This window comes from Bradyrhizobium sp. (assembly GCF_028868675.1).
Lineage (GTDB): Bacteria > Pseudomonadota > Alphaproteobacteria > Rhizobiales > Xanthobacteraceae > Bradyrhizobium.
Genome location: NZ_JAGWUA010000058.1, coordinates 1 through 23,736, shown reverse-complemented (window position 1 = coordinate 23,736; position 23,736 = coordinate 1). Strand labels below are relative to the sequence as shown.

25 protein-coding genes and 1 pseudogene are annotated in these 23,736 nt (G+C 66.7%); 13 read left to right on the top strand and 13 right to left on the bottom strand.

Annotated elements, in window-relative coordinates; translation table 11 throughout:
- Window positions 1-877 (bottom strand): hypothetical protein (locus KGM94_RS10295; RefSeq protein WP_300257872.1); only part of this gene is annotated, 877 nt, incomplete at its 3' end.
- Window positions 878-1,151: 274 nt separating this feature from the next.
- Here KGM94_RS10295 and KGM94_RS10290 point away from each other — a divergent pair.
- Complete coding sequence (locus KGM94_RS10290; RefSeq protein WP_300257869.1) at window positions 1,152-1,802, top strand: L,D-transpeptidase; 651 nt, start codon at window positions 1,152-1,154, stop codon at window positions 1,800-1,802.
- Between the two features lie 13 nt (window positions 1,803-1,815).
- Here KGM94_RS10290 and KGM94_RS10285 read toward each other — a convergent pair whose 3' ends face one another.
- Window positions 1,816-2,250, bottom strand: a complete 435-nt coding sequence (locus tag KGM94_RS10285; RefSeq protein ID WP_300257866.1) for a hypothetical protein — start codon at window positions 2,248-2,250, stop codon at window positions 1,816-1,818.
- Between the two features lie 179 nt (window positions 2,251-2,429).
- On the opposite strand from KGM94_RS10285, the gene KGM94_RS10280 reads away from it, so the two are divergent.
- From KGM94_RS10280 to KGM94_RS10260, 5 genes are all read left to right on the top strand, one after another.
- The gene (locus tag KGM94_RS10280) at window positions 2,430-2,948 is read left to right on the top strand and encodes a DUF1993 family protein (RefSeq protein WP_300257864.1); all 519 of its coding nucleotides are present in this window, start codon (window positions 2,430-2,432) and stop codon (window positions 2,946-2,948) included.
- A gap of 210 nt (window positions 2,949-3,158) precedes the next feature.
- A complete protein-coding gene (locus tag KGM94_RS10275) occupies window positions 3,159-5,078 on the top strand; it encodes an FAD-binding monooxygenase (protein ID WP_300257861.1) in 1,920 nt (639 codons plus the stop codon).
- 202 nt (window positions 5,079-5,280) lie between these two features.
- Entirely contained in the window at window positions 5,281-6,195 is a 915-nt protein-coding gene (locus KGM94_RS10270; protein WP_300257858.1) for an SH3 domain-containing protein, read from the top strand.
- A gap of 163 nt (window positions 6,196-6,358) precedes the next feature.
- Window positions 6,359-6,526 (top strand): hypothetical protein, encoded by a 168-nt coding sequence (locus KGM94_RS10265; protein WP_300257854.1) that lies wholly within the window; start codon window positions 6,359-6,361, stop codon window positions 6,524-6,526.
- A gap of 36 nt (window positions 6,527-6,562) precedes the next feature.
- Entirely contained in the window at window positions 6,563-6,940 is a 378-nt protein-coding gene (locus KGM94_RS10260) for a hypothetical protein (RefSeq protein WP_300257851.1), read from the top strand.
- A gap of 4 nt (window positions 6,941-6,944) precedes the next feature.
- Here KGM94_RS10260 and KGM94_RS10255 read toward each other — a convergent pair whose 3' ends face one another.
- Entirely contained in the window at window positions 6,945-7,445 is a 501-nt protein-coding gene (locus KGM94_RS10255) for a phasin family protein (RefSeq protein ID WP_300257875.1), read from the bottom strand.
- Between the two features lie 136 nt (window positions 7,446-7,581).
- Window positions 7,582-7,758, bottom strand: a complete 177-nt coding sequence (locus KGM94_RS10250; RefSeq protein WP_300257848.1) for a hypothetical protein — start codon at window positions 7,756-7,758, stop codon at window positions 7,582-7,584.
- 229 nt (window positions 7,759-7,987) lie between these two features.
- Here KGM94_RS10250 and pdxY point away from each other — a divergent pair, with 229 nt between their 5' ends.
- From pdxY to KGM94_RS10235, 3 genes are all read left to right on the top strand, one after another.
- On the top strand, window positions 7,988-8,806 hold the full coding sequence (pdxY, locus tag KGM94_RS10245; protein WP_300257844.1) for a pyridoxal kinase: 819 nt from the start codon (window positions 7,988-7,990) through the stop codon (window positions 8,804-8,806).
- 176 nt (window positions 8,807-8,982) lie between these two features.
- Window positions 8,983-9,186, top strand: coding sequence for a hypothetical protein (locus KGM94_RS10240; protein WP_300257841.1), 204 nt, complete (start codon window positions 8,983-8,985; stop codon window positions 9,184-9,186).
- Between the two features lie 178 nt (window positions 9,187-9,364).
- On the top strand, window positions 9,365-9,595 hold the full coding sequence (locus tag KGM94_RS10235; RefSeq protein WP_300257837.1) for a hypothetical protein: 231 nt from the start codon (window positions 9,365-9,367) through the stop codon (window positions 9,593-9,595).
- A 127-nt stretch (window positions 9,596-9,722) separates the two neighbouring features.
- Here KGM94_RS10235 and KGM94_RS10230 read toward each other — a convergent pair whose 3' ends face one another.
- Both KGM94_RS10230 and KGM94_RS10225 read right to left on the bottom strand, forming a co-directional pair.
- Window positions 9,723-10,199, bottom strand: a complete 477-nt coding sequence (locus KGM94_RS10230; RefSeq protein WP_300257834.1) for a hypothetical protein — start codon at window positions 10,197-10,199, stop codon at window positions 9,723-9,725.
- Window positions 10,200-10,421: 222 nt separating this feature from the next.
- A complete protein-coding gene (locus tag KGM94_RS10225; RefSeq protein WP_300257831.1) occupies window positions 10,422-10,772 on the bottom strand; it encodes a zinc ribbon domain-containing protein YjdM in 351 nt (116 codons plus the stop codon).
- A 249-nt stretch (window positions 10,773-11,021) separates the two neighbouring features.
- On the opposite strand from KGM94_RS10225, the gene KGM94_RS10220 reads away from it, so the two are divergent.
- Window positions 11,022-11,942 carry a DMT family transporter gene (locus tag KGM94_RS10220; protein WP_300257827.1) on the top strand — a complete coding sequence of 307 codons (921 nt, stop codon included), beginning with the start codon at window positions 11,022-11,024 and terminating at the stop codon, window positions 11,940-11,942.
- Window positions 11,943-12,080: 138 nt separating this feature from the next.
- On the opposite strand, the gene KGM94_RS10215 is transcribed toward KGM94_RS10220, so the two are convergent.
- The 3 genes from KGM94_RS10215 to KGM94_RS10205 form a co-directional block, all read right to left on the bottom strand.
- The gene (locus KGM94_RS10215; RefSeq protein ID WP_300257824.1) at window positions 12,081-12,329 is read right to left on the bottom strand and encodes a DUF2442 domain-containing protein; all 249 of its coding nucleotides are present in this window, start codon (window positions 12,327-12,329) and stop codon (window positions 12,081-12,083) included.
- Window positions 12,298-12,528 (bottom strand): DUF4160 domain-containing protein, encoded by a 231-nt coding sequence (locus tag KGM94_RS10210; RefSeq protein ID WP_300257821.1) that lies wholly within the window; start codon window positions 12,526-12,528, stop codon window positions 12,298-12,300. Before KGM94_RS10210 ends, KGM94_RS10215 begins: the two co-directional genes overlap by 32 nt.
- A gap of 251 nt (window positions 12,529-12,779) precedes the next feature.
- Window positions 12,780-16,523: a vitamin B12-dependent ribonucleotide reductase gene (locus KGM94_RS10205; RefSeq protein WP_300257816.1), complete on the bottom strand. Its 3,744-nt coding sequence runs from the start codon at window positions 16,521-16,523 to the stop codon at window positions 12,780-12,782.
- A gap of 760 nt (window positions 16,524-17,283) precedes the next feature.
- Here KGM94_RS10205 and KGM94_RS10200 point away from each other — a divergent pair.
- Entirely contained in the window at window positions 17,284-18,183 is a 900-nt protein-coding gene (locus tag KGM94_RS10200; RefSeq protein ID WP_300257813.1) for a DMT family transporter, read from the top strand.
- Here the strand turns inward: KGM94_RS10200 and KGM94_RS10195 are convergent.
- The 3 genes from KGM94_RS10195 to KGM94_RS10185 all read right to left on the bottom strand — a co-directional run bounded on the left by KGM94_RS10195 (window position 18,180) and on the right by KGM94_RS10185 (window position 21,615).
- On the bottom strand, window positions 18,180-20,435 hold the full coding sequence (locus KGM94_RS10195) for a CHASE3 domain-containing protein (RefSeq protein WP_300257810.1): 2,256 nt from the start codon (window positions 20,433-20,435) through the stop codon (window positions 18,180-18,182). The two genes, KGM94_RS10200 and KGM94_RS10195, sit on opposite strands and share 4 nt — an antisense overlap.
- Window positions 20,432-20,851: a response regulator gene (locus KGM94_RS10190; protein ID WP_300257807.1), complete on the bottom strand. Its 420-nt coding sequence runs from the start codon at window positions 20,849-20,851 to the stop codon at window positions 20,432-20,434. The genes KGM94_RS10195 and KGM94_RS10190 overlap by 4 nt, the downstream gene beginning before the upstream one ends.
- Window positions 20,852-21,018: 167 nt before the next feature.
- Window positions 21,019-21,615 (bottom strand): BA14K family protein, encoded by a 597-nt coding sequence (locus KGM94_RS10185; protein ID WP_300257804.1) that lies wholly within the window; start codon window positions 21,613-21,615, stop codon window positions 21,019-21,021.
- A gap of 213 nt (window positions 21,616-21,828) precedes the next feature.
- On the opposite strand from KGM94_RS10185, the gene KGM94_RS10180 reads away from it, so the two are divergent.
- Complete coding sequence (locus KGM94_RS10180; RefSeq protein WP_300257801.1) at window positions 21,829-22,236, top strand: NADH:ubiquinone oxidoreductase subunit NDUFA12; 408 nt, start codon at window positions 21,829-21,831, stop codon at window positions 22,234-22,236.
- A 494-nt stretch (window positions 22,237-22,730) separates the two neighbouring features.
- Here the strand turns inward: KGM94_RS10180 and KGM94_RS10175 are convergent, their stop codons facing one another.
- Window positions 22,731-23,417 (bottom strand): DJ-1/PfpI family protein, encoded by a 687-nt coding sequence (locus KGM94_RS10175; RefSeq protein WP_300257799.1) that lies wholly within the window; start codon window positions 23,415-23,417, stop codon window positions 22,731-22,733.
- Window positions 23,418-23,536: 119 nt separating this feature from the next.
- Between KGM94_RS10175 and KGM94_RS10170 the strand changes: the two are divergent.
- A pseudogene (locus KGM94_RS10170) lies at window positions 23,537-23,736 on the top strand (GlxA family transcriptional regulator); the annotation flags it as partial.

The window sequence follows — 23,736 nt, the reverse complement described above, 5'->3', positions numbered from 1 at the left end:
GGACCGGCATCGGCGGGCGCACCACGGGTCCATCGTCGTCGGCGGTCTGCCGCGGCGGGGTAGTCGGCGGCGGAACCGCGATCGTTTGCGGCGGTGGCGCGATCGGCGTTGGCGCATAGACCGGCGCAGCGATCGGCTTCGGCTTGCGCGCGGGCGGTGCTGGAGGCCGCGCCGACAGCTTTGCACGCGGCTCGGCGGGCTTCGCCGGTGATGGCTTGGGCATTTCGCGCGCCATCTGCTCCTGTCCGGCCTTCAGTTCGGCGATGCTCGCCTTGAGCTGCTCGATCTGCTGACCCATGGCGGCAAGATCGCGCGCCATGGACTGCAGCGCCTCGCTGGTGTCCGGCGGAGCCGCCGCAGTTGTTGCGGTGGCCGCCGAGGCGGTGGTATCCGCCGGCTGAGCGGGCGGCGTCGATTGCGTGGCAGCCTGATCCGTCGCCTCGGCCCGGGGCGTGGCCGATGCCGGTTGATCCGTGTTGGTCTGCGGCGGCGCGACCGCGGTCGCCCCGAGCGCCGGCACCCATGCCGCAACCATCTGCGTCACGGCTTCGCCGTGCGCCTCCCAGCCGATGGCTGCGGCGGCGCTGCCGGCTGCGAACAGCGTGCCGAACAAGGCGCCGCGGAGCCATTTGCCGATCGACGAGCGCCTGCGGGAGGCCTGATAGTCGCTCAGCGCAGCCCGAACCGCCATGTCGACGGACGGTGCGGCGCTGGCGCCATCCGCTGCGGGCTCGACGGTTGGCTCCGTGCGCGGCGGCGTGATCTCCGGCGCGAGAGTCGGCGCCTCCCTGTCGCCGCGCCAGGCGCGCACGATGTCGGGCGAGATCTCGATCACGTCGTGCGGATCGTTTGGCTTGTCGTTGAGCGTGGCGAGCATGAAAGCTCCTTCATCCCATATGGAGCCCGCATTCGCGCGGTCGATTGATCAAGGCCCCAGCTCCACCCGGCTCGCACGACTCCAGTCCGGTTTGACCAAAGCAAGGCGAAGGGAAGGAGAGTGTGAGGCTTGCCTTGATCGCGCGCCTTCATGGAACCCCGAATCTCGCACAAGTGTCGGAATTCCGGAGGCTTCGCCATCTTTTCTGCACGATTTGGGCAGCAGCTGTCTGGGCTGGGGGCGTGACTGATATTGTCTCTTGCCGGGGCAGGCTGTGCCAAGATCCATTCTCGCGATGCTGATCGCGTTGCTTCCGCTCGGCGGCTGCATGCAGGCGACGCTTGCGCCGTCATCCGATGCCGCCATGACGGCGCGCGATCGCCAGCTGCTCGCGCACCCGCCTTATGCGCAGGCGAACGTGCCGGAGCAATATCTCCGGCACATCGTCGACTATGCGCGTAAGGAGCAGCCCGGCACGATCCTTGTCGATACCGATGCACGCTACCTCTACTACGTGCTGCCGGACGGCAAGGCGATCCGCTATGGCGTAGCCGTCGGCGAGGAGGCGATGGCGTTTTCCGGCGTGGCGCGGATCGGCCGGATGGCGGAATGGCCGGACTGGATTCCGACGCCGGAGATCCAGGCGCGGCTCGGACCCTATCCCTCGCGCGTTCTCGGCGGTCCCGCCAATCCGCTGGGAGCGCGGGCGCTCTACCTCTATGCCGGCGACAAGGACACGCTCTATCGCATCCACGGCACAAATCAGCCGGAATACATCGGACAGGCGATTTCCTCGGGCTGTATCCGCATGCGCAACGAGGACGTGATCGATCTCTACGACCGGGTGAAGCCCGGCTCGATGGTGGTGGTGCTGCCGCCGGGACGGACCGCGCAATTCGATGCAAGCGGTGCGCGGCGGGGCTGATGGCCCGCCGGCTTCACTGCTCCGGCTTGACGACGTGCCACTGCAGGGTCGTGGCCGTGCCGTTGACGTCGCCCGGCGCCTTGTCGGCGATCGAGGTATAGAGCGGGCGATAGCGATAGGCCCACATCTTGCTGCCGTCGCTGCGGGTGATCACGGTGAAGTCGCCGACCGGCTGGGCATCCTTGGGGGCCGCGAGCGGGGGCCAACTCTCGGTGCACTTGCCGTCGCAACTCGACGTCTTGCCGCTGGTGTCGCGCTCATAATAATAGAGTGTCATGCCCTGGGGGTCGACGAGCTTCGACCCGTGCTTGGTCATGACCACCCGTGCCGGCGACGGCTGTGCCTCCGGCTTGGGCGGTGGCGGCTCGGAAGAGCCGCCATGTCCGCCGGCGTGCGCGGGCGCAACCAGAGCCAGCATGGCTGCGGCAGGAATCGCGAACCTCAACATCCAGGAGCCCCCAACGGCAAAGTTAATCGCGCGTTAAGCGCGGAATTCACGGGCGATGGTAGGCGGAGAAAGTTAGTTCCAGGTTTCGTCCGGGCGGCTGGCGGCGGCTGCTTGCAATCGGCGCGGATTTGCGGGAACTGTAGAACACGCGGGCAACAACGACGAAAACGGGGGAGGACATGGCTTTTTCGCTCTACGACGCAACGGTCGCCAACTATCTGCAGATCCTCGGTGCGGCCGGCGGCTTCCTCGACAAGAGCCTGGCCCATTTCCGCGAGAAAGGCATCGATCCGGCCGAGGTGGTCGAGACGCGACTCGCCAACGACATGCTGCCGTTCCGATTCCAGGTCGTTTCGCTCGCGCATCATTCGCGTGGCGCGATGGATGCCGCGAAGAACGGCGTGTTCGTCCCGCCAGCGCCGAAGGGCGAGGATTTTGCGGGTCTGCAGGCCCTGGTTGCCGACGCCCGCGACGAGTTGTCGAAATGGACGCCGGAGGCAGTCGACGCGCTGATCGGCCGCGACGTCGTCTTCAAGCTCGGCGAGCGCTCGCTCCCCTTCACGGCCGAGGGTTTCCTGATGTCGTTCTCGCTGCCGAACTTCTTCTTCCACGCGACCACCGCCTACGACATCCTCCGTCACAAGGGCGCGCCGATCGGCAAGCGCGACTTCATGGGCAGGCTGAAACTGAAGACGTGACGGGCGCGTAGGAACCGTAGCCTGGATGGCGCGAAAGCGAAATCCGGGATCAGTGCTTACCGCCCGAGACCCGGATTGCGCTGCGCTCCATCCGGGCTACGCGTTCTACGGTTTCCTACGCCGTCGCGTTGCGCAGCGGCGCCCGGCTGAGCTCGTTGCCGGCGGCGTCATGGCCGAATGCCGCGGGCTCACGTCGGGGAGGGACGTCGCATGCAGTTTCATCTCAATGGATTTGAGGCCGGAGACCCCGAGATCGCCGATCCCGCGGAGCGGGCGGCGCCACCCGGCGCGTCGGGCCCCCTGCCGCGCGAGGTCGACGTCCTGATCGTGGGCTGCGGACCGGCGGGACTCAACCTCGCCACCCAGCTCTCCCAGTTCCCCGACATCAAGACCTGCATCGTCGAGCAGAAGCCCGGCCGCATCTCGCTCGGCCAGGCCGACGGCATTGCCTGCCGCACGATCGAGATGTTCCACGCCTATGGCTTCGCCGAGCGCCTGCTCAAGGAAGCCTGCTGGATCAACGAGACCACGTTCTGGAAGCCCGACGACCGCCGGCCGTCGCAGATCGTCCGCAGTGGCTGGGTGCAGGATGTCGAGGACGGCCTGTCCGAATTCCCGCACGTCGTGCTCAACCAGGCGCGCGTGCACGATTTCTTCCTCGACACCATGCGCCGCTCGGCAGCGAAGCTCGAGCCATATTATTCGCGGCACCTGCTCGACCTGAAAATCGACGGCGCGGCCGGTATCGCTGACCATGCCGTCACCGTCAGCTTCCAGCAGGTGGATGCGCCGGATCAGGGCAGGGTCGAGACCGTCAGGGCGCGCTTCGTGGTCGGCTGCGACGGCGCGCGCAGCACCGTGCGCAAGTCGATCGGCCGCGAGCTGCACGGCGATTCCGCCAACCACGCCTGGGGCGTGATGGACGTCCTGCTCGTCACAGACTTTCCCGACATCCGCTGCAAATCGCTGATCCAGTCGGATTCCGACGGCAGCGCGCTGGTGATCCCGCGCGAGGGCGGCTACCTCGTCCGGCTCTATGTCGAGCTCACCAGGCTCGACGTCGGTGAGCGCGTCGCCAATCGCAACCTGACGCTCGACGACCTCATCGCCAAGGCGCAGCGGATCTTTGCGCCCTACAAACTCGACGTGAAGGAAGTTCCCTGGTGGTCGATCTACGAGATCGGCCAACGCGTCTGCGACAAGTTCGACGACGTGAGCGAGACCGAGATGGGAAAGCGCCTGCCGCGGGTGTTCATCGCCGGAGACGCCTGCCATACCCACAGCCCCAAGGCCGGGCAAGGCATGAACGTGTCGATGCAGGACACCTTCAATCTCGGCTGGAAGCTCGCCGCGGTCCTGCGCAAGCGCGCCGCGCTGCATCTGCTGGACACCTATTCCGCCGAACGCCAGGCGATCGCCAAGGAGCTGATCGATTTCGATCGCGAATGGTCGAGCCTGATCGCCTCGGAGAAGAGCGGCGGCGGCGATCCCGTCAGGACGAAAGACTACTTCGTCCGCCACGGCCGCTACACCGCGGGCACGGCGACGCACTATCGTCCTGGGCTGCTGATCGGCGCGGCAAATCATCAGCGGCTCGCGACGGGTTTTGTGCTCGGCAAGCGCTTCCATTCGGCGCCGGTCATTCGGCTGGCGGACGCAAAGCCCGTTCATCTCGGCCACATCGTCAAGGCCGACGGCCGCTTCCGCGTCTTCGCCTTTGCGAACGCCGAGGATCCGGCCGCGGAGGATTCGGCGATCCGCAAGCTCTGCAATTTCCTCGACGAGGCGCGCAAGTCTCCGCTGCGGCGCCATACGCCGGCGGGAGCGGACATCGACTCCGTGATCGAGTTTTGCGCGGTGTTCCAGCAGGCCCATCGCGCGCTCGACATCGGAGCGATGCCCAAACTGCTCTTGCCGCGGAAGGGCTGCTACGGACTGCAAGATTTCGAGAAAATCTACTGCCCCGATCTCAAGTCGGGCCAGGACGTCTTCGACATGCGCGGCATCGATCGCGGCGCGGGTTGCATGGTCGTGGTGCGGCCGGATCAATATGTCGGCCACGTCCTGCCGCTCGATGGCTTCGAGGAGCTCGCCGCGTACTTCGGCGGCTTCATGCTGCCGGCGAACTGAGGTGGATGCCAGTTCCGTCGCCCCTCGCGGCGCGCTCCGCTCGATATGGATCGGTCAATCGCGTGGCATCGATGAACAGCGGATGAATGTTGAACCCGCCGCTCGCGCCTTGCGCGCCGCGGCGTCCGCCTTTCGGATGATCGGCGTCGTCGCGCGGAACGTTCGTTTCCGCCGCGCGTTCCGCTGAGAGGAGGATATCGCCATGAAACTCAAAGGCGTATTGGTTGCAGCATTGCTGCTTGCGCCGGGAGCCGCGTGGGCGGCGCCCGGCATGGTCACCGCATCCGTCGGCTTGCGCGCAGGCCCCGGGCCCGGCTTTCCGATGGTCGACCGCATTCCCGCCGGCGGGCACGTCAACATCCACGGCTGCCTGCGTGGCCACGCCTGGTGCGACGTGAGCTGGTCCGACGACCGCGGCTGGGTATCGGCGCAATATCTCGAATATCTCTATCGCGACCGCTACGTCTATCTGCCCGACTATGTCGATGAGGTCGACGTCCCCGTTGCGTCCTTCGTCATCGATTCCTACTGGTCCAACTTCTATGCCGGCCGGCCCTGGTATCGCCACCGCGCCCATTGGGCGGGTTACTGGCGTTCGCATCAGCGCGATGCCACACGCCTGGTGGTGGATCCCAGGGCAGCGCGCATCGGCCGTGCCGCCGTGCGCGAGAGCGCCGTCACCGCCGACCGGGCCCATGTCGGCGCGACGGAACGGGCGCCGCAGGAGCGTGGCGCAGCGCGAGTCCACGGCGGGCGCGAGCTGCAAGGCCGCGCGGCCGCCGGTCAGGCGCCCATGGCGCATCAGCAGGGCCGCACCGCGGCGCATAATATCGAGCGCCCGGTGACGCACGCTGCCACACCGCCGCGGATGGCGCATCGCCCCGAAGCGCCGCGCGTTTCGGCAGCGCCGTCGGCGCGCGCGCCGATGCCGCATCTCGCACAGCCGAACGTCAGCCATGGCGCGCCGATGAATGCACATGCGCAGATGCCGGCGCCGCGCGCGGCTGCGCCTTCGATGCCGCATGGCGGCGGCGCCCCGCACGTCAATGCCGCGCCGGCGCCTCATGTCGGCGGCGGCCAGCCCGGCGGAGGCGGCCCCGGCCGTCATGAACACTGACACACGAAAGCCCGGCCGCGTGCCGGGCTCTTTCGTTGCAGGCGACGCGTCGCCGGGGATCGGCACCAAATTGCCATGGTCTCGGCGAACTGCCGCCAAAGCCCCGCTATCAAGTCGAGGCGGGGGCGGACTCGATGCGAGGGGATGCGTTTTGGCCTATCAAATGATCGCGGAACGCGACAATGAGAAGTACAGGTTTGCGCGCGAGAGCCGCCTGCTGATCGCGGCGAAGGCGCGGGTGTGGGCGAGCGAAGGCTGGCAGGTCGTCATCACGGACAAGGACGGCAAGTCCTATACGTCGGCCGAATTCGATCGGCTCGCGGCCGCCTGACCGGCGGTTTTCGGGAGTAGGGGGCGCAAGGTGGGATTGCCGGTTTCACGCGGGCGCGGCGCGCTCGCCGGACTGCTCGTTTTCGGTGCGCTGGCCGCGCTGACGGGCGCGGCTGCGGTCGCGCAAAATCTCGATCAGGGCAAATCGCCGGCAAAGCTGTTTGCGGATGGCTGCACGAGTTGTCACCGCAGCCCGCGCGGGCTCGCGAAAGGTCGCTTCAGCTTCACGCTGTACCTGTTCCTGAGGGAGCACTATTCCAGCGGTTCTGAATCGGCCTGGACGCTCGCGTCCTATCTGGCCTCCGTCGACGCCGGATCGGGCGGCGCGAAGCGCGCTGCCGGCAAGCCGGCGTCGCGCGCCGGCGCCTCACCCCGCTCGGCTCCGCGTCCGCCGGCCCCGATACCCGGACGCTAGCTAGCTAATGACGTACGGCGCGCGGCTCGGAGGCGGCGCGGGTGATGCGGGCCACGATGTCTTCGAGATGCAGCACCCGCTGCCTTGCCAGTTCGCCGTGAAGCTCTCCGATCATCCGCGTTCCGGCGGCGAAGGTTTCGGCAGCCTCCTTCGCGAAGGCCATCTGGATTGCAAAAGCCTCGACGGGCGAGCGGGCGGTCGCGAGTTGGCCGAGGAACGTCCAGCTCCGCTCGATCGCGTTTTTCGCGAAACTGCCATAGGCGTTTGCGATGGTCTGCAGGCCGACCGGCTCGGCCGCGCGTTGCGGCAGGCGCGGAGCGGGCTCGACGGCCGGGACCTCGGCGGCAACGACGGGCAGGTTGATCTCACCGCTGCTCTCGGCATCCGGCAACGGGGCCGTCCGGCTCGCCTGCTGCGCGATGGCCTTGGCTTGCTGTTCGGCCTTTTTCTTGTTTTTGCGCCGGCCCGATTTTCCCGCCGGCTTGTTCTCGTCCACACTCAACATCATGGCTCCCCAACATCGATCACGCGCAAGACTTCCTCTGTTTTTGCGCTGAAACCGCGGTTGCGCCTTGTCGCTTGTTGGGCGCTCATGTGGTGAGATTTTGCAGTCGCGGCCTGGCCACCGTGCCGCGCCCCGGCTACTGGCGGAACAGCGCGAAATAGATCACATAGAGCCAGCCCAGGATGCCGTGGATGATCGCCCACAGGATCGAATGGTTGGCGGAGTAGGAGATCGCGATTGCGAGCGCCGAGCCGAAGCCGACGCCGTATTTCGCGCCCTCGACCCTGACGCCGTAGCTGCGGTTTCCGTTCATGGCGGCCCTGCGCGTTCACTCGCGCGGTGAGCATATCCGTTTGGCCGCGGGCCGCCACCGCGGCCTCAAAACCAAAACCTGCGATTCAACCCCATGCACAGTTGGATGGAGAGCGGGTGTCCTTATTATATTACCTCCATCGTCTCTTTCTGGCCCGCCACCCCATCCCGCTTGCGAAGCCCATCGCCTCTGCGTAGGGCAGGTGGTCGCTTCCGACGGACTCTCGCCGATGCTCGTCATCTCCATTCAAAGCCAGGTGGTCCACGGCCATGTCGGCAACTCGGCCGCCGTCTTTCCGATGCAGGCGGAAGGCGTGAGCGTCGCCGCGGTGCCGACGACGCTCCTCTCCAACCATCCGCGCTATCCGACGCTGCGCGGCCGCGTGCTGGAAGCGGAGCTGTTGGCCGATCTGATCGTCGGCGTCGAGGAGCGCGGTCTGCTCGAACGGGCGGCGGTGCTGCTCACCGGTTATCTCGGCTCGGCAGCCAACGCGGACGTCGTCGCCGATTTCGTCGCCCGCGCGAAGCAGAGGAATCCTCGGCTCGTCTATCTCTGCGATCCCGTGCTCGGGGACGACGGCAAGGCCTATGTCGCCGACGGTATCGTGGAGACGATGCGAAGGCGGCTGGTGCCGGCGGCGACGTTCGTCACGCCGAACCAGTTCGAGCTCGAGCTGCTGTCGGGCGTGAAGGTGCAGGACGCGTCTCACCTGCGCGCTGCAAGCCGCGCGATCGCGGCGCCGGGCGTGCGCGGCATCATCGCCACGGGCTGCACGCTCGCCGATACGCCGGCCGGGCAGGTGGAGACGATCGTTTGCGCCAACGATACGCTCGCGCGCTTCGCCACGCCGCGACTGCCGATCCGTCCCTGCGGGACCGGCGATCTGCTGACAGGTCTGATCGCGGCGAAGCTCGCGAAGGGCGCGGCGGTGGAGGCGGCGGTGCGCGAAGCGGTCGATGCGGTGTTCGCCGTGCTGCTGCGGACGCAAGAGGCGGGCGCCGAGGAGATGTGCCTCGTGACGTGGCCGGCGCGCAGGCGTAGCCGGTAACCCGGATGGGAGCGCAGCGCAATCCGGGGACGAGTGTCGCGGAGACAAATCCCGGATTGCGCTGCGCTCCATCCGGACTACCCCGCTTACGATAAGTTCCTCCCTCACGTCATTGTTGAACGAGGAATCGGCGCGACGGTTCCGGAACGGGGGCGTTTGCTGCCGCGTTACCCGTCATGGCACAGGCGCGACACCAGACGGGACGCGATCAATCGTTCGACGAGCGGTTGATTGAGTGCGCGCGCGAGGCGCGCCGGCAGGCGCAGCTTCTGCCCGATGGCGCGCTGCGCGATGCGCTGCTCGAGAAGGCCAGGCAATACGAGGCGCAGATCGAGATCAACGCGCTGTTTCTGCCTCGCGCGTCCGAAACCAAACATTAGGAATCGATGGCGCGCGGTTCTTGCGCGCCCGATTCGTTTCGTGAGAACGAAACGGAGTCGGATGCGGAACGCGCGGCGCACGGGAACTCCTCGTGGGAAAAACCGGAAACCAATCGCCATCGAGCCGGTTGGTCACATGGGCACGAACGGACACATGGAACGAAAACCTGGAGGTGCCATGATGAAGCGAAGCATTCTGGTGCTCGCCGCGGCCATGACGCTGGTCGCGGGAGCGGCAAGCACGGCGCAAGCCGTCGAGTTTGGCGTTGGCCCGGGCGGCGTCTATGTCGGCCCGGAGCGGCACCGCTACTACGAGTATGACCGGGACCGCAACTGCCGGGTCATCATCGACCACCGCACCAATCGCTTCGGCGAGGACGTCACCGTTCGCCGCCGGGTGTGCGATTGATATCGATCCGGGAAGCTGATCCCGCACTCGCCATCCTCTCCTGTTAGGTACTTTTGGGAGAGGGTGGCTTCGATGCGCAGAAGTCTCGTTCAGTGCGTAGTTGGTAGTATTCGCCCTTGCGCGCCCTCTAATGCTGCAGCGGCTGCCAGCCGGCATGATCGAAATACTTGCCGTACTGGCCGAGCGCCTGCACGATCTTCACCGCGCCCTTGTCGCGCGCGGTTGCCGCCTTCATGCCGGCGACGCCGTCGATGATCTGCTCGAGCACGACATGGAGCTGCTGGTCGGCCGCCTCGGGCAGCTTGCAGTTCCTGACGACGTCGTCGAGCTGGCCCTGAATGCGCATCGCCAGCGCGTCGTATTGCGCCGGCGTGAACGCGCCCTTGTGGATCGGCTCCAGCGACTGCGCCATGGCGCTGCGGATCTCGCCCATGCCGCGGCGCAGGGCCGCGTCGGTCTGCCACTTCTTGCCATGGTCGAGCGTGAGCTTTGCGGTCGCAGACGCGCCGTGATGCGAATGGGTTTCAGCCGCGGCCGCTGGTGCTAGCGCGAGCCCCAGACCCAGTGCGACGACGGCGGGCAGAATTGTCTTGCTGATGAACATGGTTCCGAAATGCCTCCAGATGTGTCGTGACATTGTCGCGACAGATAGGAGGTGGGGCGGGCGGGAAGATTGCGCGGGAGCAACGATCGCGGCGAATGGGGCTGCGGCATTTCGCGCGGGATCACCCTCTCCCCTTGCGGGATGCGGACGCAGAGCCCTCATCCGGCGCACGCGTCGTGCGCGCCACCTTCTCTCGCAAGGGGAGAAGGAAGAAGCGCGCCCTCACGCCTTGCGCACGAACTCCGATTTCAAATTCATCGCGCCGATGCCGTCGATCCTGCAGGCGATGTTGTGCCCGTCGGTGGCATCCTGCAGGCGGATACCCCTGACCTTGGTGCCGCCCTTGACGACGGAGGACGAGCCCTTGACCTTGAGGTCCTTGACGACGATGACGCTGTCGCCGTCAGCGAGCACATTGCCGTTGGCATCGCGCACGCCCGCTGGTTCTGGCGCCTCCGCGGCGCTATCTGCCGCAGCGCTCCACTCATGGGCGCATTCCGGACAGACCCAGAGATCGCGGTCCTGATAGGCGTGCTCGGAATTGCACTTCGGGCATCTTATGGCGTCGGTCATCGCTGGCTTCGTTCTCCGCTCGGACTTGCGGCGCACCGTAGGGGCGGGGACGGAGATTGCAAGGGGAAGATGCGGCCGTCCGGTCGCCGCAATTTGCAGGATGGGTGGAGCCCTTCGCGAAACCCATCGCCTTCGCCGAATGGCGATCGATGGGGACGAATGCGGATACGGCTTACGCCTTGCGCCTGCCTGCCTGCCCTGCGGTGGCGTGGGTTGTCGGGCCCTGTGCTGCGACGTAAGCCTCGCGCCATGGACCAGCGGACGAGCGCGCGCAAGAGTCTCACGCACAAGGCGGATGCGGCGCCGGCGCTCGTCGGGGTCGTCTGCGGCATCACGGCGGCGCTGTTCTGGGCGCTCGGCTTCGTCGCCACGCGGCACGGGCTCAAGGCCGGCTTCACGCCGGTCGACCTGCTGGTGCATCGCTACGTCTGGTCGGGCGTGGCGTTCCTGCCGCTGGTCGTTCGCGCCGGCATCTCCGATCTCTGCGGCATCGGCTGGGGCAGGGGACTCGCGCTGATGGTGCTCGGCGGTCCCGTGATGTCGCTGATCTCCTATTCCGGCTTCCTGTTCGTGCCGCTCGGCCACGGCAGCGTGATCCAGCCCTCCTGCGCCACGCTCGGCGGGATTTTGCTCGCAGCCCTGGTGCTGAAGGAGCGCATCTCCGCCTCGCGCGTGGTCGGCGCCGTCGTCATCGTCGGCGGCCTCTGTGTGATCGGCGCGGAATCGATCGGCCATATCGGGCTCGACGGCGTGCATGGCGACCTGATCTTCGTGCTGACAGGCACGATGTTCGCGGGCTTCGGCGCGGCGCTTCGCCGCTGGCGCGTCTCGGCGCTATCAGCCGCTTCCGTCATCAACGTGCTGTCGCTCCTGCTGCTGCCGCTCTATGCCGCGACCGGCGGGCCGGGGCGCATCGCCGCGATCGGCGTGAGCGAGAACGCGGTCCAGGCGCTGGCGCAAGGCATCTTGGCCGGCCCCGCGGCGCTCTATCTCTACGCCGTCTCGGTGACGCGCCTCGGCGTCGCCCGCGCCGCCGTCTTCCCGGCCTGCGTGCCCGCGCTGACGCTGCTCGTCGGCTGGCTCCTCATCGGCGAGCCGCCGACCGCCTTGCAGGCGGCGGGCCTCGTCACGGTGCTGTGCGGGTTTTGGCTCGCGCAGAGGCAGAGGTGAGGGGGCATGTAGCGTGTAGCCCGGATGGAGCGCAGCGAAATCCGGGGCAGCCACGGGAAGAAGCTCCCGGATTGCGCTGCGCTCCATCCGGGCTACGCTTGCTCCACTCATCCTACGGGCTATTGGCTATCCGCAGACCTATGCCGCCGTCTCGGTAGATCGCGTGACGTCGCCGCGTCCGGCAAGGAGGCCGGCGATGGAGATGTCCTCGTCGAGCGCCTCCCAATGCAGCCCGACGCGGCTCAGTTCGACCTGCTCGCGTTGGGCTGCGGTCGCATGCAGCAATCGCGGAAACCACGCGAGCGGCACGCCGAGCGTCCGGCCGTCGGACAGTTCGACCCACATCGTGTGATCGTCAAAGCGGACGCTGGTTGCCGAAATGGTCATGCCAGGCTTTCAAGAGAAGGTCGCGATTTTCCTCGACGACACGCAGGATATTCGAAAGTTCCCGGGAATTGAAGCCGAAACTGTCGGCGATCGATATCCCGGGCTCGAGCCAAATCTTGGCGTCGCAGCCGCCGCCTTTGACATGGATATACGGCGGCTCAGGCGGCTGCCCCTCGTTGGAGAAGAAGTAGTACCGCAAGCGCGTAGCCCGGATGGAGCGAAGCGAAATCCGGGTCGTGCCGCGGGTTGAGAAGCCCCGGATTACGCTGCGCTCCATCCGGGCTACGCTCGCTACCCGCAAGACCGGTCGCGCACGCGAATGGCACGACAGGGATCGCGGTGTCGAGGAATTGGCAGCAAACAAAAAGGACGGCCTCATCGGCCGCCCCTCATGGGTGCCCGGGACAAGCCCGGGCGGAATGACGTTCCTCGTGACTGTTGTCTACCGCCTCACGAACATCCCGTCGTGCTGCCGCACGTATCGCACTTCATACAGGTGCCGTTTCGCACCAGCGTGAAATTCCCGCACTCCGAGCACATCTCGCCTTCGTAGCCCTTGGCCTTGGCCTCGGCGCGGCGCTCGGCCTTGGTGGGGGCGGAGAAGGCGGAGCCCGACTTGCTCCACTGGAGCTGCTCCAGCTTCTCGGTCGGCGAGAGGTCGTGCTGCGCTTCCTGCTTCAAGGCAACCGCGCCTTCGACGGCATCGCCCGCGCGGGCGGTGGCGCCATGCATCGCGGTGACCTTGCCGCTGCTACCTTCGCCCTGGGGCATCGAGCCGCCGCGCATCACGACGAGGTTGTCGGTGCGGGAGCGGGTGAGCCCGCGCGAGACCAGCTTTGCGGCGTGATGGTCGCGCTCGTCCTCGGGCTCCTTGCCTTCCTCGACGCCCTTGCCGAGTGCGTCGAAACCCGTTTCGCTCGGATCGACATGCGCGAGGTCGAAGCGGCTGAGATAGGAGACCGCGAGCTCGCGGAAGACGTAGTCGAGGATCGAGGTCGCGTACTTGATGCTGTCGTTGCCCTGCACCGGGCCCGCCGGCTCGAACCGGGTGAAGGTGAAGGCGTCGACATACTCCTCCAGGGGCACGCCGTATTGCAGGCCGAGCGAGACGGCGATGGCAAAATTGTTGATGAAGGAGCGCAGTGCCGCGCCTTCCTTGTGCATGTCGATGAAGATCTCGCCGATCCGGCCGTCGTCGTACTCGCCGGTGCGCAGGTACACCTTGTGGCCGCCGACCACCGCCTTCTGGGTATAGCCCTTGCGGCGGTCGGGCATGCGCTCGCGCTCGCGCATCACCACGATTCGCTCGACGAGCTTTTCCACGACCTTCTCGGACACCTGCGCGGCGCGCGCGGCCATCGGCTTCTCGAAGAGCTGCTCGACCGCATCGTCCTCGTCGTCCTCGTCGCGGATGAGCTGCGAGTTCAGCGGCTGCGACAGTTTCGAGCCGTCGCGGTAGAGCGCGTTGGCCTTCAGCGCGAGCTTCCAGGACAGCATGTAGGCGGACTTGCAATCCTCGACCGTCGCGTCGTTCGGCATGTTGATGGTCTTCGAGATCGCACCCGAGATGAACGGCTGGGCAGCCGCCATCATGCGGATGTGGCTCTCGACCGACAGATAGCGCTTGCCGATCTTGCCGCAGGGGTTGGCGCAGTCGAACACCGCATAGTGTTCTGCCTTGAGGTGTGGAGCTCCCTCGACCGTCATCGCGCCGCAGATGTGGACGTTGGCCGCCTCGATCTCGCGCCTGGTGAAGCCGATGGCCTGCAGCAGGTCGAAGCCGGGGACGGCGATGGCCTCGGCGTCAATGCCGAGCTGGTCGCGGATGAAGTCTTCGCCAAAGGTCCACTTGTTGAAGGCGAACTTGATGTCGAAGGCGGTGGGCAGCGCCTTCTCGACCTTGGCGATGGCTTCGTCGGTGAAACCCTTGGCCTTCAGCGTGGAGACGTTGATGCCCGGCGCGTTCGCCAGCGAGCCGTGGCCGACCGCGTAGGCCTCGATCTCGGCGATCTCGCTTTCGCGATAGCCGAGCGCGCGCAGCGCCTCGGGCACGGCGCGGTTGATGATCTTGAAGTAGCCGCCGCCGGCGAGCTTCTTGAACTTCACCAGCGCGAAGTCCGGCTCGATGCCGGTGGTGTCGCAATCCATCACGAGGCCGATCGTGCCGGTCGGCGCGATCACCGTCACTTGCGCGTTGCGATAGCCGTGCTTCTCGCCGAGCGCCAGCGCTTGGTCCCAGGCGGCCTGGGCGTGCGTGACGAGGTCCGCTTGCGGGCAGGAGACCTGGTCGAGCGGCACCGGAGCGACCGAGAGCGCCTCATAGCCCGTGGCCTCGCCATGCGCGGCGCGGCGGTGGTTGCGGATCACGCGCAGCATGTGCTGGGCGTTCTTCTTGTAGCCGGGGAAGGTGCCGAGCTCGGCCGCCATCTCCGCCGAGGTCTTGTAGGAGACGCCGGTCATGATCGCGGTCAGCGCGCCGCACAGCGCACGGCCTTCCTTGCCGTCATAGGGCAGGCCCATGGTCATCAGCAGGCCGCCGATATTGGCGTAGCCGAGGCCGAGCGTGCGGAACTCGTAGGAGAGCTCGGCGATCGCCTTGGACGGGAACTGCGCCATCAGCACGGAGATTTCGAGCACGAGGGTCCAGAGCCGGCAGAGATGTTCGTAGGACTCGACGTCAAAGTGCTTGGTGGTCGTGTTGTAGAAGGTCAGCAGGTTGGCGGACGCCAGGTTGCACGCCGTGTCGTCCAGGAACATGTATTCCGAGCACGGATTGGACGCGCGGATGTCGCCGGACGCCTTGCAGGTGTGCCAGTCGTTCATGGTGGTGTTGAAGTGCAGGCCCGGATCGGCGCTCGCCCAGGCGGCGTAGCCGATCTTCTCCCAGAGGTCGCGCGCCTTCAGGGTCTTCGTCACCTTCTTGGAGGTGCGGGCGTTCAGATTCCAGTCGCCGTCGGTCTCCACGGCGCGCAGGAAATCGTCCTTCAGCGACACCGAGTTGTTGGAGTTCTGCCCGGAGACGGTGAGATAGGCCTCCGAATCCCAGTCGGTGTCGTAGGTGTCGAACTGGATGTCCTTGTAGCCCTGCTTCGCGAACTGGATCACCCGCTTGATGAAGTTGTCGGGCACGAGGCTGCGGCGCGCGAGCTTGATCTCGCGGCGCAGCGCCGGGTTCTTCTCGGGATCGAAGCAGTCGTCGCCCGAGCCTTCGCAGTTGACGCAGGCCTTCAGCACCGCCTTGAGGTGCTTCTGGTTGATTTTTGACCCGGTGACGAGGGCGGCGACCTTCTGCTCCTCCTTCACCTTCCAGTCGATATAGGTCTCGATGTCGGGGTGATCGATGTCGACCACGACCATCTTGGCCGCGCGGCGGGTGGTGCCGCCCGACTTGATCGCGCCGGCGGCGCGGTCGCCGATCTTGAGGAAGCTCATCAGGCCGGACGAACGGCCGCCGCCGGAGAGCTTTTCGCCCTCGCCGCGCAGGCGGGAGAAGTTGGAACCGGTGCCGGAGCCGTACTTGAACAGGCGGGCCTCGCGTACCCAGAGGTCCATGATTCCGCCCTCGTTGACGAGGTCGTCGCCGACGCCCTGGATGAAGCAGGCGTGCGGCTGCGGATGCTCATAGGCGGACTTGGACTTGGTCAGCTTGCCGGTGAAGGGGTCGACGTAATAATGGCCTTGGCCGGGGCCGTCGATGCCGTAGGCCCAATGCAGGCCGGTGTTGAACCATTGCGGCGAGTTCGGCGCCACCATCTGCATGGCGAGCATGTAGCGGAGCTCGTCATAGAAGGCCTGCGCATCTTCGTCGGTGGAGAAATAGCCGCCCTTCCAGCCCCAATAGGTCCAGCAGCCGGCGAGGCGATCGAACACCTGTTTTGCGCTGAGCTCGCTGACATAGCGCTCCTTCTCGGGCAGAGTGGCAAGCGCCTCGGTGTCCGGCACCGCGCGCCACAGGAAGGAGGGGACGGATTCCTCCTCGACCTTCTTCAGCTTGGCCGCGACGCCGGCTTTGCGAAAATACTTCTGGGCCAGCACGTCGGAGGCGACCTGCGACCAGAACGCAGGGATTTCGACGTTCTCGAGCCGGAACACGATCGAGCCGTCGGGATTGCGAATCTCGGACGTGGTCAGGCGGAAATCGATTTCCGCATAGGGTGACTGTCCCTGGGTGGTGTGGCGCCGCTCAATTCGCATAGGTCTTGCCCCGTCCTTTTCTGGCCGGACCGCGGCTTTCGCGCGATGCCGGGTATTTATGTCTTCGACGCGAATCCTCCCAGCCGCCCGGGCCTCAAGTCTTCGCAAGCTCAAGCCGGTGGATCCGGCCCAGTTTCTCCCGGCGTCCGATCGGTCGATGCCGCCACCGATCGTTCCGCCGGCATGTCGGCCGCCATCCGCCCCAACAGGGATGCCGCGACATGCGTTCAACGCGCCCCACGCCAACTCAACGCTCGTTCAGGCCCGTTTTCCGGCCCGTTCGCGCGCCCCGAGAGTCCGCGTTTTTCAGGGCAGCGAAGCCCTGCACCCGAAAGCCCTTCACGGCCGACGGAGTGGTCATTGCGGACCCTTTGGGGAGTGACCGGCGGGACGCAAACACACTCGCGCCGAACGGTTCGAAAGCTAGGACTCTCCGCCGCGCCCGTCAAGAACTAGTACGAGTTCCTGAATCAAATACTAAATATGGTGGAATGACGGGGATAACAGGGGCCACAGCCGCGCCTGTCTGGAAGCAAGTATCAGTGAGTCCTCGGAGATTCCCAACCGAAAAAATTCACGGCCGGGGATGTTGCGCAGGCTTCCTCCCGCTGTTCACAGGCGCATATTTTTTTAGGCCGGAGGATTGCGTCAGCGGGACTCACGTAAGCGTACGGAACGGTTGGGCTGGCATGCCCCAGCCTGCGTGGCGCGGACGCCGAATCCGGGCCAAGGTGGCAGCCAATTTCGCCGGGTCTTCCCAATGCATGATTCGACACGACGGGGCGGTCGCGCAGGCATCGCTCCCGCCGGCCTGATGTTCCTTGCCATCACGTCGGTGGGCTGGGGCTTCAACTGGCCGGTGACGAAGTTTTTGCTCTCCGAGCTGCCGCCGCTGACCCTGCGCGGGGTGACCGGCGTGCTCGGCGCGCTGCTGCTGGCCGTGTTCGCGCTCGTCCGCGGCCAGAGCCTGAAGGTCGGGCCCGGAATCTGGCCGCGCCTGGTCATGGCCGGGCTCCTCAACGTCACCGGCTGGATGGTGCTGATGGGGCTGGCGCTGCTCTGGCTGCCGGCGAGCGAGGCGGCGCTGATCGCCTACACCATGCCGATCTGGGCCTCCATCATCGCCTGGCCGGTGCTCGGCGAGCGGCCGACGCTGCTCCGCACCATCGCGCTGGTGATGGCCTTTGCCGGGCTGGCCTCCATCATGGGCGGCAACGGCATCTCGGCCAGCGAAGCCAAACTGCCGGGAATCGTGATGGCGCTCGGCGGCTCCGTCGGCTTTGCGCTCGGCACGGTGCTGTCCAAGAAACTGCCGATCCATCTGCCCCCGATCACGGCGGCCGTCTGGCAGATCGGCACCGGCTGCCTGCCGGTCGCGATCGCAGGCCTCGCGATCGAGACCACGCATCTGGAGCAGGTGACCACGGTCGGCTGGTGGCTGCTGGTCTATTCCACGGTGGTGCAGTTCTGCATCGCCTATGTGAGCTGGTTCGCCGCGCTGGCGCGGCTGCCGGCTTCCGTCGCCGCGATCGGCACCATGGCGGTGCCGGTGATCGGCGTCGTCGCCTCCGCGATCGCGCTGCACGAGCCGCTCGGCCCGGGGCAGATCGCCGCGCTCGTATTCACCCTGGCGGGCGTGGCGCTGGCGACGCGGGGCTAGGGGGCGATCGCGCCTTCGCCTTTCAGCGCGAGGCGGATCATGTCGGCGAGCTGGTTGCGTCGGTAGGGTTTCGCCAGGAGCAGCACGCCGGGATCGAGCTTGCCCTGGTGCGCGATCGCGTTGTCGGTGTAGCCGGAGGTGTAGAGCACCTTCAGCCCCGGACGGCGCTGCGCCACCGCGTCGGCCAACTGCCGACCGCTCATGCCGGGCATCACGACGTCGGTGAACAGCAGATCGAACGGCTCGCCGCGGTCGACCAGCGCGAGCGCGGCGCGGGCATCGTCGGCTGCGATCGTCCTGTAGCCGAGGCTCTGCAACTGCGCGGTAACGAAGTTGCGCACCAGCGCGTCGTCCTCGACCACCAGAATGGTCTCGCTGCCGCCGACGGCCAGGGGCGCGGTGGTGACGGCGGGCTCGCTCACGCCTTCGCCCGGCGGCAGATAGAGCTTGAGGGTCGTGCCGTAGCTTTCCTCGCTGTAGACCTTGATGTGACCCCCGGACTGCTTGACGAAGCCGTAGACCATCGAGAGCCCTAGCCCCGAGCCCTTGCCGACCTCCTTGGTGGTGAAGAAGGGCTCGAACACCTGCTCCTGCACCGACGGCGGCATGCCGGTGCCGGTGTCGCTGACCGCGAGCAGCACGTAGTGGCCGGGCATCACGTCCGGATTGGCCTGCGCGTAGGCCTCGTCCAGCACCACGTTCTGGGTCTCGAGCAGGAGCTTGCCGCCGCCCGGCATGGCGTCGCGGGAGTTGATCGCCATGTTGAGCACGGCGTTGGTGAGCCGGGACGGGTCGATGTGCGAGAGGACCGCGCCCCGTTCGAACACCGTCTCGATCTGGATTTGCTCGCCGAGGGTGGGGCGCAGCAGTTTTGCGATGTCCGCGATCGCAGCGTTGACGTCGACGTCGCGCGGATGCAGCGGCTGCCTGCGGGCGAAGGCAAGCAGGTGCTGGATCAGCTCGCTGCAGCGCTCCGCCGCGTCGACCACCAGGCGCGCCATGCGCTGCAGCTCGGGTTGTTCGGTCAGGCCGGCGAGCAGGGTCTCGGTATTGCCGGAGATCACGGTCAGCATGTTGTTGAAATCGTGCGCTACCCCGCCGGTGAGCTTGCCGATGGCGTCGAGCTTTTGCGCCTGGTGCAACTGCCGCTCGGTTTCGCGCCAGGCGCTGGCGTCGTGATAGACCAGCACCGCGCCGCTGATCGAGCCTTGGGCGTCGCGCATCGGCCGGCCGCTGATGATGAAATGGCGCGGCGCCTTGCCCGTGACGGGGCGGACGATGAGCTCGAGCTCATCGAATTCCTCGCCGCGCAGCACGCGGGCCGACGGCAGATCCTCGGGCCCGATCGGCGTGACGCCGTCGCGCGCGACCACCGCGCCGAGCGTGCGCAGCTTCGTCAGGTTCATGCCGACGCGGAACGCCAGCATCTTCTCCGCCGCCGGGTTGGACAGCAGCACCTCGCCCGTGGTGTCGATGACCAGCACGGCCTCCGCCATGCTGCGGAAGGTGCTCTGCAGCACGTTGACCGACAGGCGCAGCTCGTCATGGGCGGTGACGAGATGCTCGGTGCGCTCGGCGACCGCCGCCTCGAGCGCCTCGTTGGCGGTCTTGGTCTCGTGCAGCGAGCTCTGCAGACGCGCCCGCGTGCGCTGGCTCTCGCGCACCAGGAGCAGGACGAGCAGCAGGATCGTCATGACGCCGGCGACGTCGATGCCGAGCAGCACGATGCCGCTCTGGCGCGAATTCGCCGTGCGCGCGGCGAGCGTCGTCTTGGTCTCGGCTGACAGCCGGTTGAGATTGGCGGTGACCGTCTCCATCAGGCGGCGGCCTTCGGCGCGGTCCTGCAGCGCTGCGATACCGGCCTGATCGTCGTCAGCGCGCAGCCGGATCGCTTCGGCCGCGATCTCCATGCGGCGCCGGATCATCGGCTCGGTCTGCGCGAGCAGGGCGGCGAGCGCGGGGCTGTCGTGCAGTCCCGCCTTCACCTCGGACAGGGCCGGGGGGATCCCGGCCCGCGTCGCCTCGAACTCGTTGCGGAACACCTGCGCCTTGTAGAGCTCGTAGCCGCGGGCCGCGCTCTCGGCGCTGCGCAGCAGCAGGCGCAGATCGGATATCTTCTTCAGGAGATCGACGGTCTGGTTGACCCAGGCGGCATCGGAGCGCGACTTCACGTCGAGGCCGACCGAGGCTGCGGCGATGATCAGCAGGATCGCAAGGCCCGCCCCGAGAATGACGCGCTGCGAGCGGATCAAGGTGCTTTGTTGTCCTTCATCGGCGCGGTCTCGTCGGGCCTTGCAAGGCACTCGTTGATGGCGGAGAGCAGCGCCTCCGGCGTGAAGGGCTTGCGCAGGCAGCGCATCGCTCCGAGCTCCAGCGCCATGCGCAGGAAGTCGGGCGAGGGCGCGGCGGAGGCGGCGAAGGCGTAGCCGGACATCGCGATCAGCGGCACGTTGGGGGCGCGCTCGTGGAAGATGCGGATGGATTCGAAGCCGCGCATGTGCGGCATGAAGATGTCGACCAGCATCACGTCGAAGGTCTGCGTCTCGAGCGCCATCAGTCCCGTTTCTCCGCCGTCGGCCAACGTGACGTCGAAGCCTTGGCGTTGGAGGAGGACCTCGATGGTCGCACCGACCATCGGATCGTCATCAACCACGAGGATGCGCGGCATGACTTCTTCCAGAGATCGAACTCCCCACAGCAAGTGCTGATATAGGCGAATCGCGCACGCGGTCAATTTAGCGGATCGATCCGTCACCATATGCACGATCAGGTGCATAGGAAGGAAAAAGGCGCCGCCGTCAGGCGACGCCTTTTGATCCGCCGATCAAACCCACGTTACGGGCAGGGATGCCGCAGGCCGTCATAGCCGAGATAGGTGCCCGATGCCGGATCGTAGGACCGGTATCGCTGCTGGCAGTATGCAACCGAGTCGCCACCGCCGTCGGGAACGACAGCGACGGTCGGGCTGTCGTCATAATAGTAGTCGTCACCGTAGTAGTAGGGATCGCCGTAATACGGTCCGCCGTAATAGGCGTAGGAGCCGAGCGCTCCGATCGCGGCGCCGGCGGCGACGCCCGGCCAGAAGCCGCCATGGCGATGGTGGTGCCAGTTGCCGCCGTGCCAGTTGCCGCCGCCATGCCACTGACCGGGCGACGCCGCGGCAAAGCTGCGGCCGCCGCTGAAGGACGTCGGTGCGCCGGCCGAGCGCATCATCGGTGCGCCGCTCGAGCGCATCATTGGCGCACCGCCGCCGGAGAAGTGGGGTCCGCCGCCACCCATGACGGCATGCGGTGCGCCGCCACCGCCCATCGACATGTGTCCGCCGCCCGCCGGGCCGCCGCCCCTGCCCCCGGCAAGGCTCGGGGTGGGCGTTACCATCGGCAAAACCAACGCCACCGCTGCGGCGGCGCCTAAAACTTTGAGACTGTTCATGTTCGGCTCCTTGTACCGGAGGGGCAAACCCGGTGATGAGGCCTTGGTTCCTGGTTCGCGCTCACGATTTTGCGCCGGTCGCAGCCTTTCATGCCGCGGATGTACCCGACATGAATGGATCGCGTCCGCATTGCGGCGGCGGAGTACATCCGGCAACTGGACAATTGCGTCGACCAATGGCATCAGGGCCGCACGAAGCAGGGCCCTTGCCGCATGAAACAGTTCTTTCTCAAGCTCTTCACCTGGTGGAACAGCCAGACCTTCGGCACCCAGCTCTGGACCTGGCGGTTCGGAGAGCTGGTCGGTACGGACGAGCAGGGCAACCGCTACTATCGCACCCGCGGCGGGCAGATCGATCCGACGCTCGGCTTCGAACGGCGCTGGGTGATCTACAACGGCATCGCGGAGGCGAGCCGCGTGCCGCCGTCATGGCACGGCTGGCTGCACCACGTGGTCGACGTGCCGCCGACGCAGGCCAACTACCAGCCGCGCGAATGGGAAAAGCCGCATCAGCCGAACCCGACCGGCACCGCGATGGCGTACCGGCCCTCCGGCTCGACGCTTGCGAGCGGCAAGCGGCCGCAGGCGACCGGCGACTACCAGCCCTGGACGCCGGGCTGACCGGCCGGCCGGCACGTCCCTTCAATTCTCTTGCCTTCAAATCTCTCGAACTGGATGCATGCGCATCCTTGGACCGCTGTCTTGGACCGCTGTGAACAGCGGGAACAGCGGGGACGGTCCGCGCTTTGCCGTTGCCGTCTCGCAAGCGATGCGGCTCAATGATCCCATCTCGCGGAGATGGGAGACCATCGCGTCGGTTCGGGCAACAGCTTCGCGACTGTCCCGATATGCAGCGGCTGCCGAGCAGGACCAGGATCGGGAGATAGGCCCCCGGTCCGGAAGTTCCGAAATCGCACCGGTCGTATGTGCAGCTGCCGTGAGACAGGAAAGGCCGCCCGGGCAACCGAGCGGCCTTTTTCTCTTGGTTCTCTTGTTCTCTTGGTTCTGTTGCGGGCGTCGCGTCGACGGCCCGCGGTCAGGCCGCTCCCATAACCTCGCGGATCTTCCGCGCCGCAGCCGGCTGAGGCGGCGGGCGCGGCGAAATGATCCACGCGTCAGGTCAGCCGTGCGGCGGCGCGCTTGACCGCCTCGATGCGGCGGGCCTGTGCCGGTGCGATCCGCTCCTTCATCAGCGCGAGCACCTCGGGGGGCGCGGTCTCGGGCGAGCCCGAATTGAAGGGCGGCGCCGGATCGTATTCGAGCCGCAGCTGGATCGCCTCCGCGGTGGTGCGGTCGACCAGCATCGACACCAGCGTGAGCGCGAAGTCGATGCCCGCGGTAACGCCGCCGCCGGTGATGCGGTTGCGGTCGACGCAGACCCGCGTGCGCGTCGGCGTCGCGCCGAACAGGGCGAGGGCCTCGATCGCGCTCCAATGGGTCGTGGCGCGATAACCCCTGAGGAGCCCGGCCGCTCCCAGCACCAGCGATCCCGTGCAGACCGAGGTGATGTACTTGGCGGCCACTCCCTGCCGGCGCAGGAAGTCCAGCACGTCCTCATCGTCGATCAGCTCGTCGGTGCCGAAGCCGCCGGGCACGCAGATCACGTCGAGCTGCGGGCAGTCGGCGAAGGTGATGGTCGGCGTCAACGTGAGCACGGAATCGCTCGGCACGGGCTCGATGCGCTTCCAGACCAGATGCACCCGGGCGCCAGGCAGGGAGGAAAATACCTGCACGGGGCCGGTGAGATCGAGCTGGGTGACGCGCGGGAAGACGAGGAGTCCGATCTGGAGCGGTGACGGCATGGCAGGGCCTTTCGAAATGAGCGGCGCGAAAAATCCGCTTGACGACGTCAGCCTGCCATGATGGCCTCGCATCCGAAATGGCATATTTCCCTCATTTTCGGACACGGGCGGCCTGAGCCATGATCGGCGTCCTGATCTTTCCGGATTTCCAGCTGCTCGATGCGGCGGGCCCCATCTCGGTGTTCGAGATCGCGGCGCGCTACGCGCGCAAGGCGCCCGCGCTACGACTACTCGCGGTCGAGGCCGGGCCGGTGCGCAGTTCGTCCGGCGCCGAGATGCTGGCGCGCGACCTGAAATCGGCGAACGCCATCACGACGCT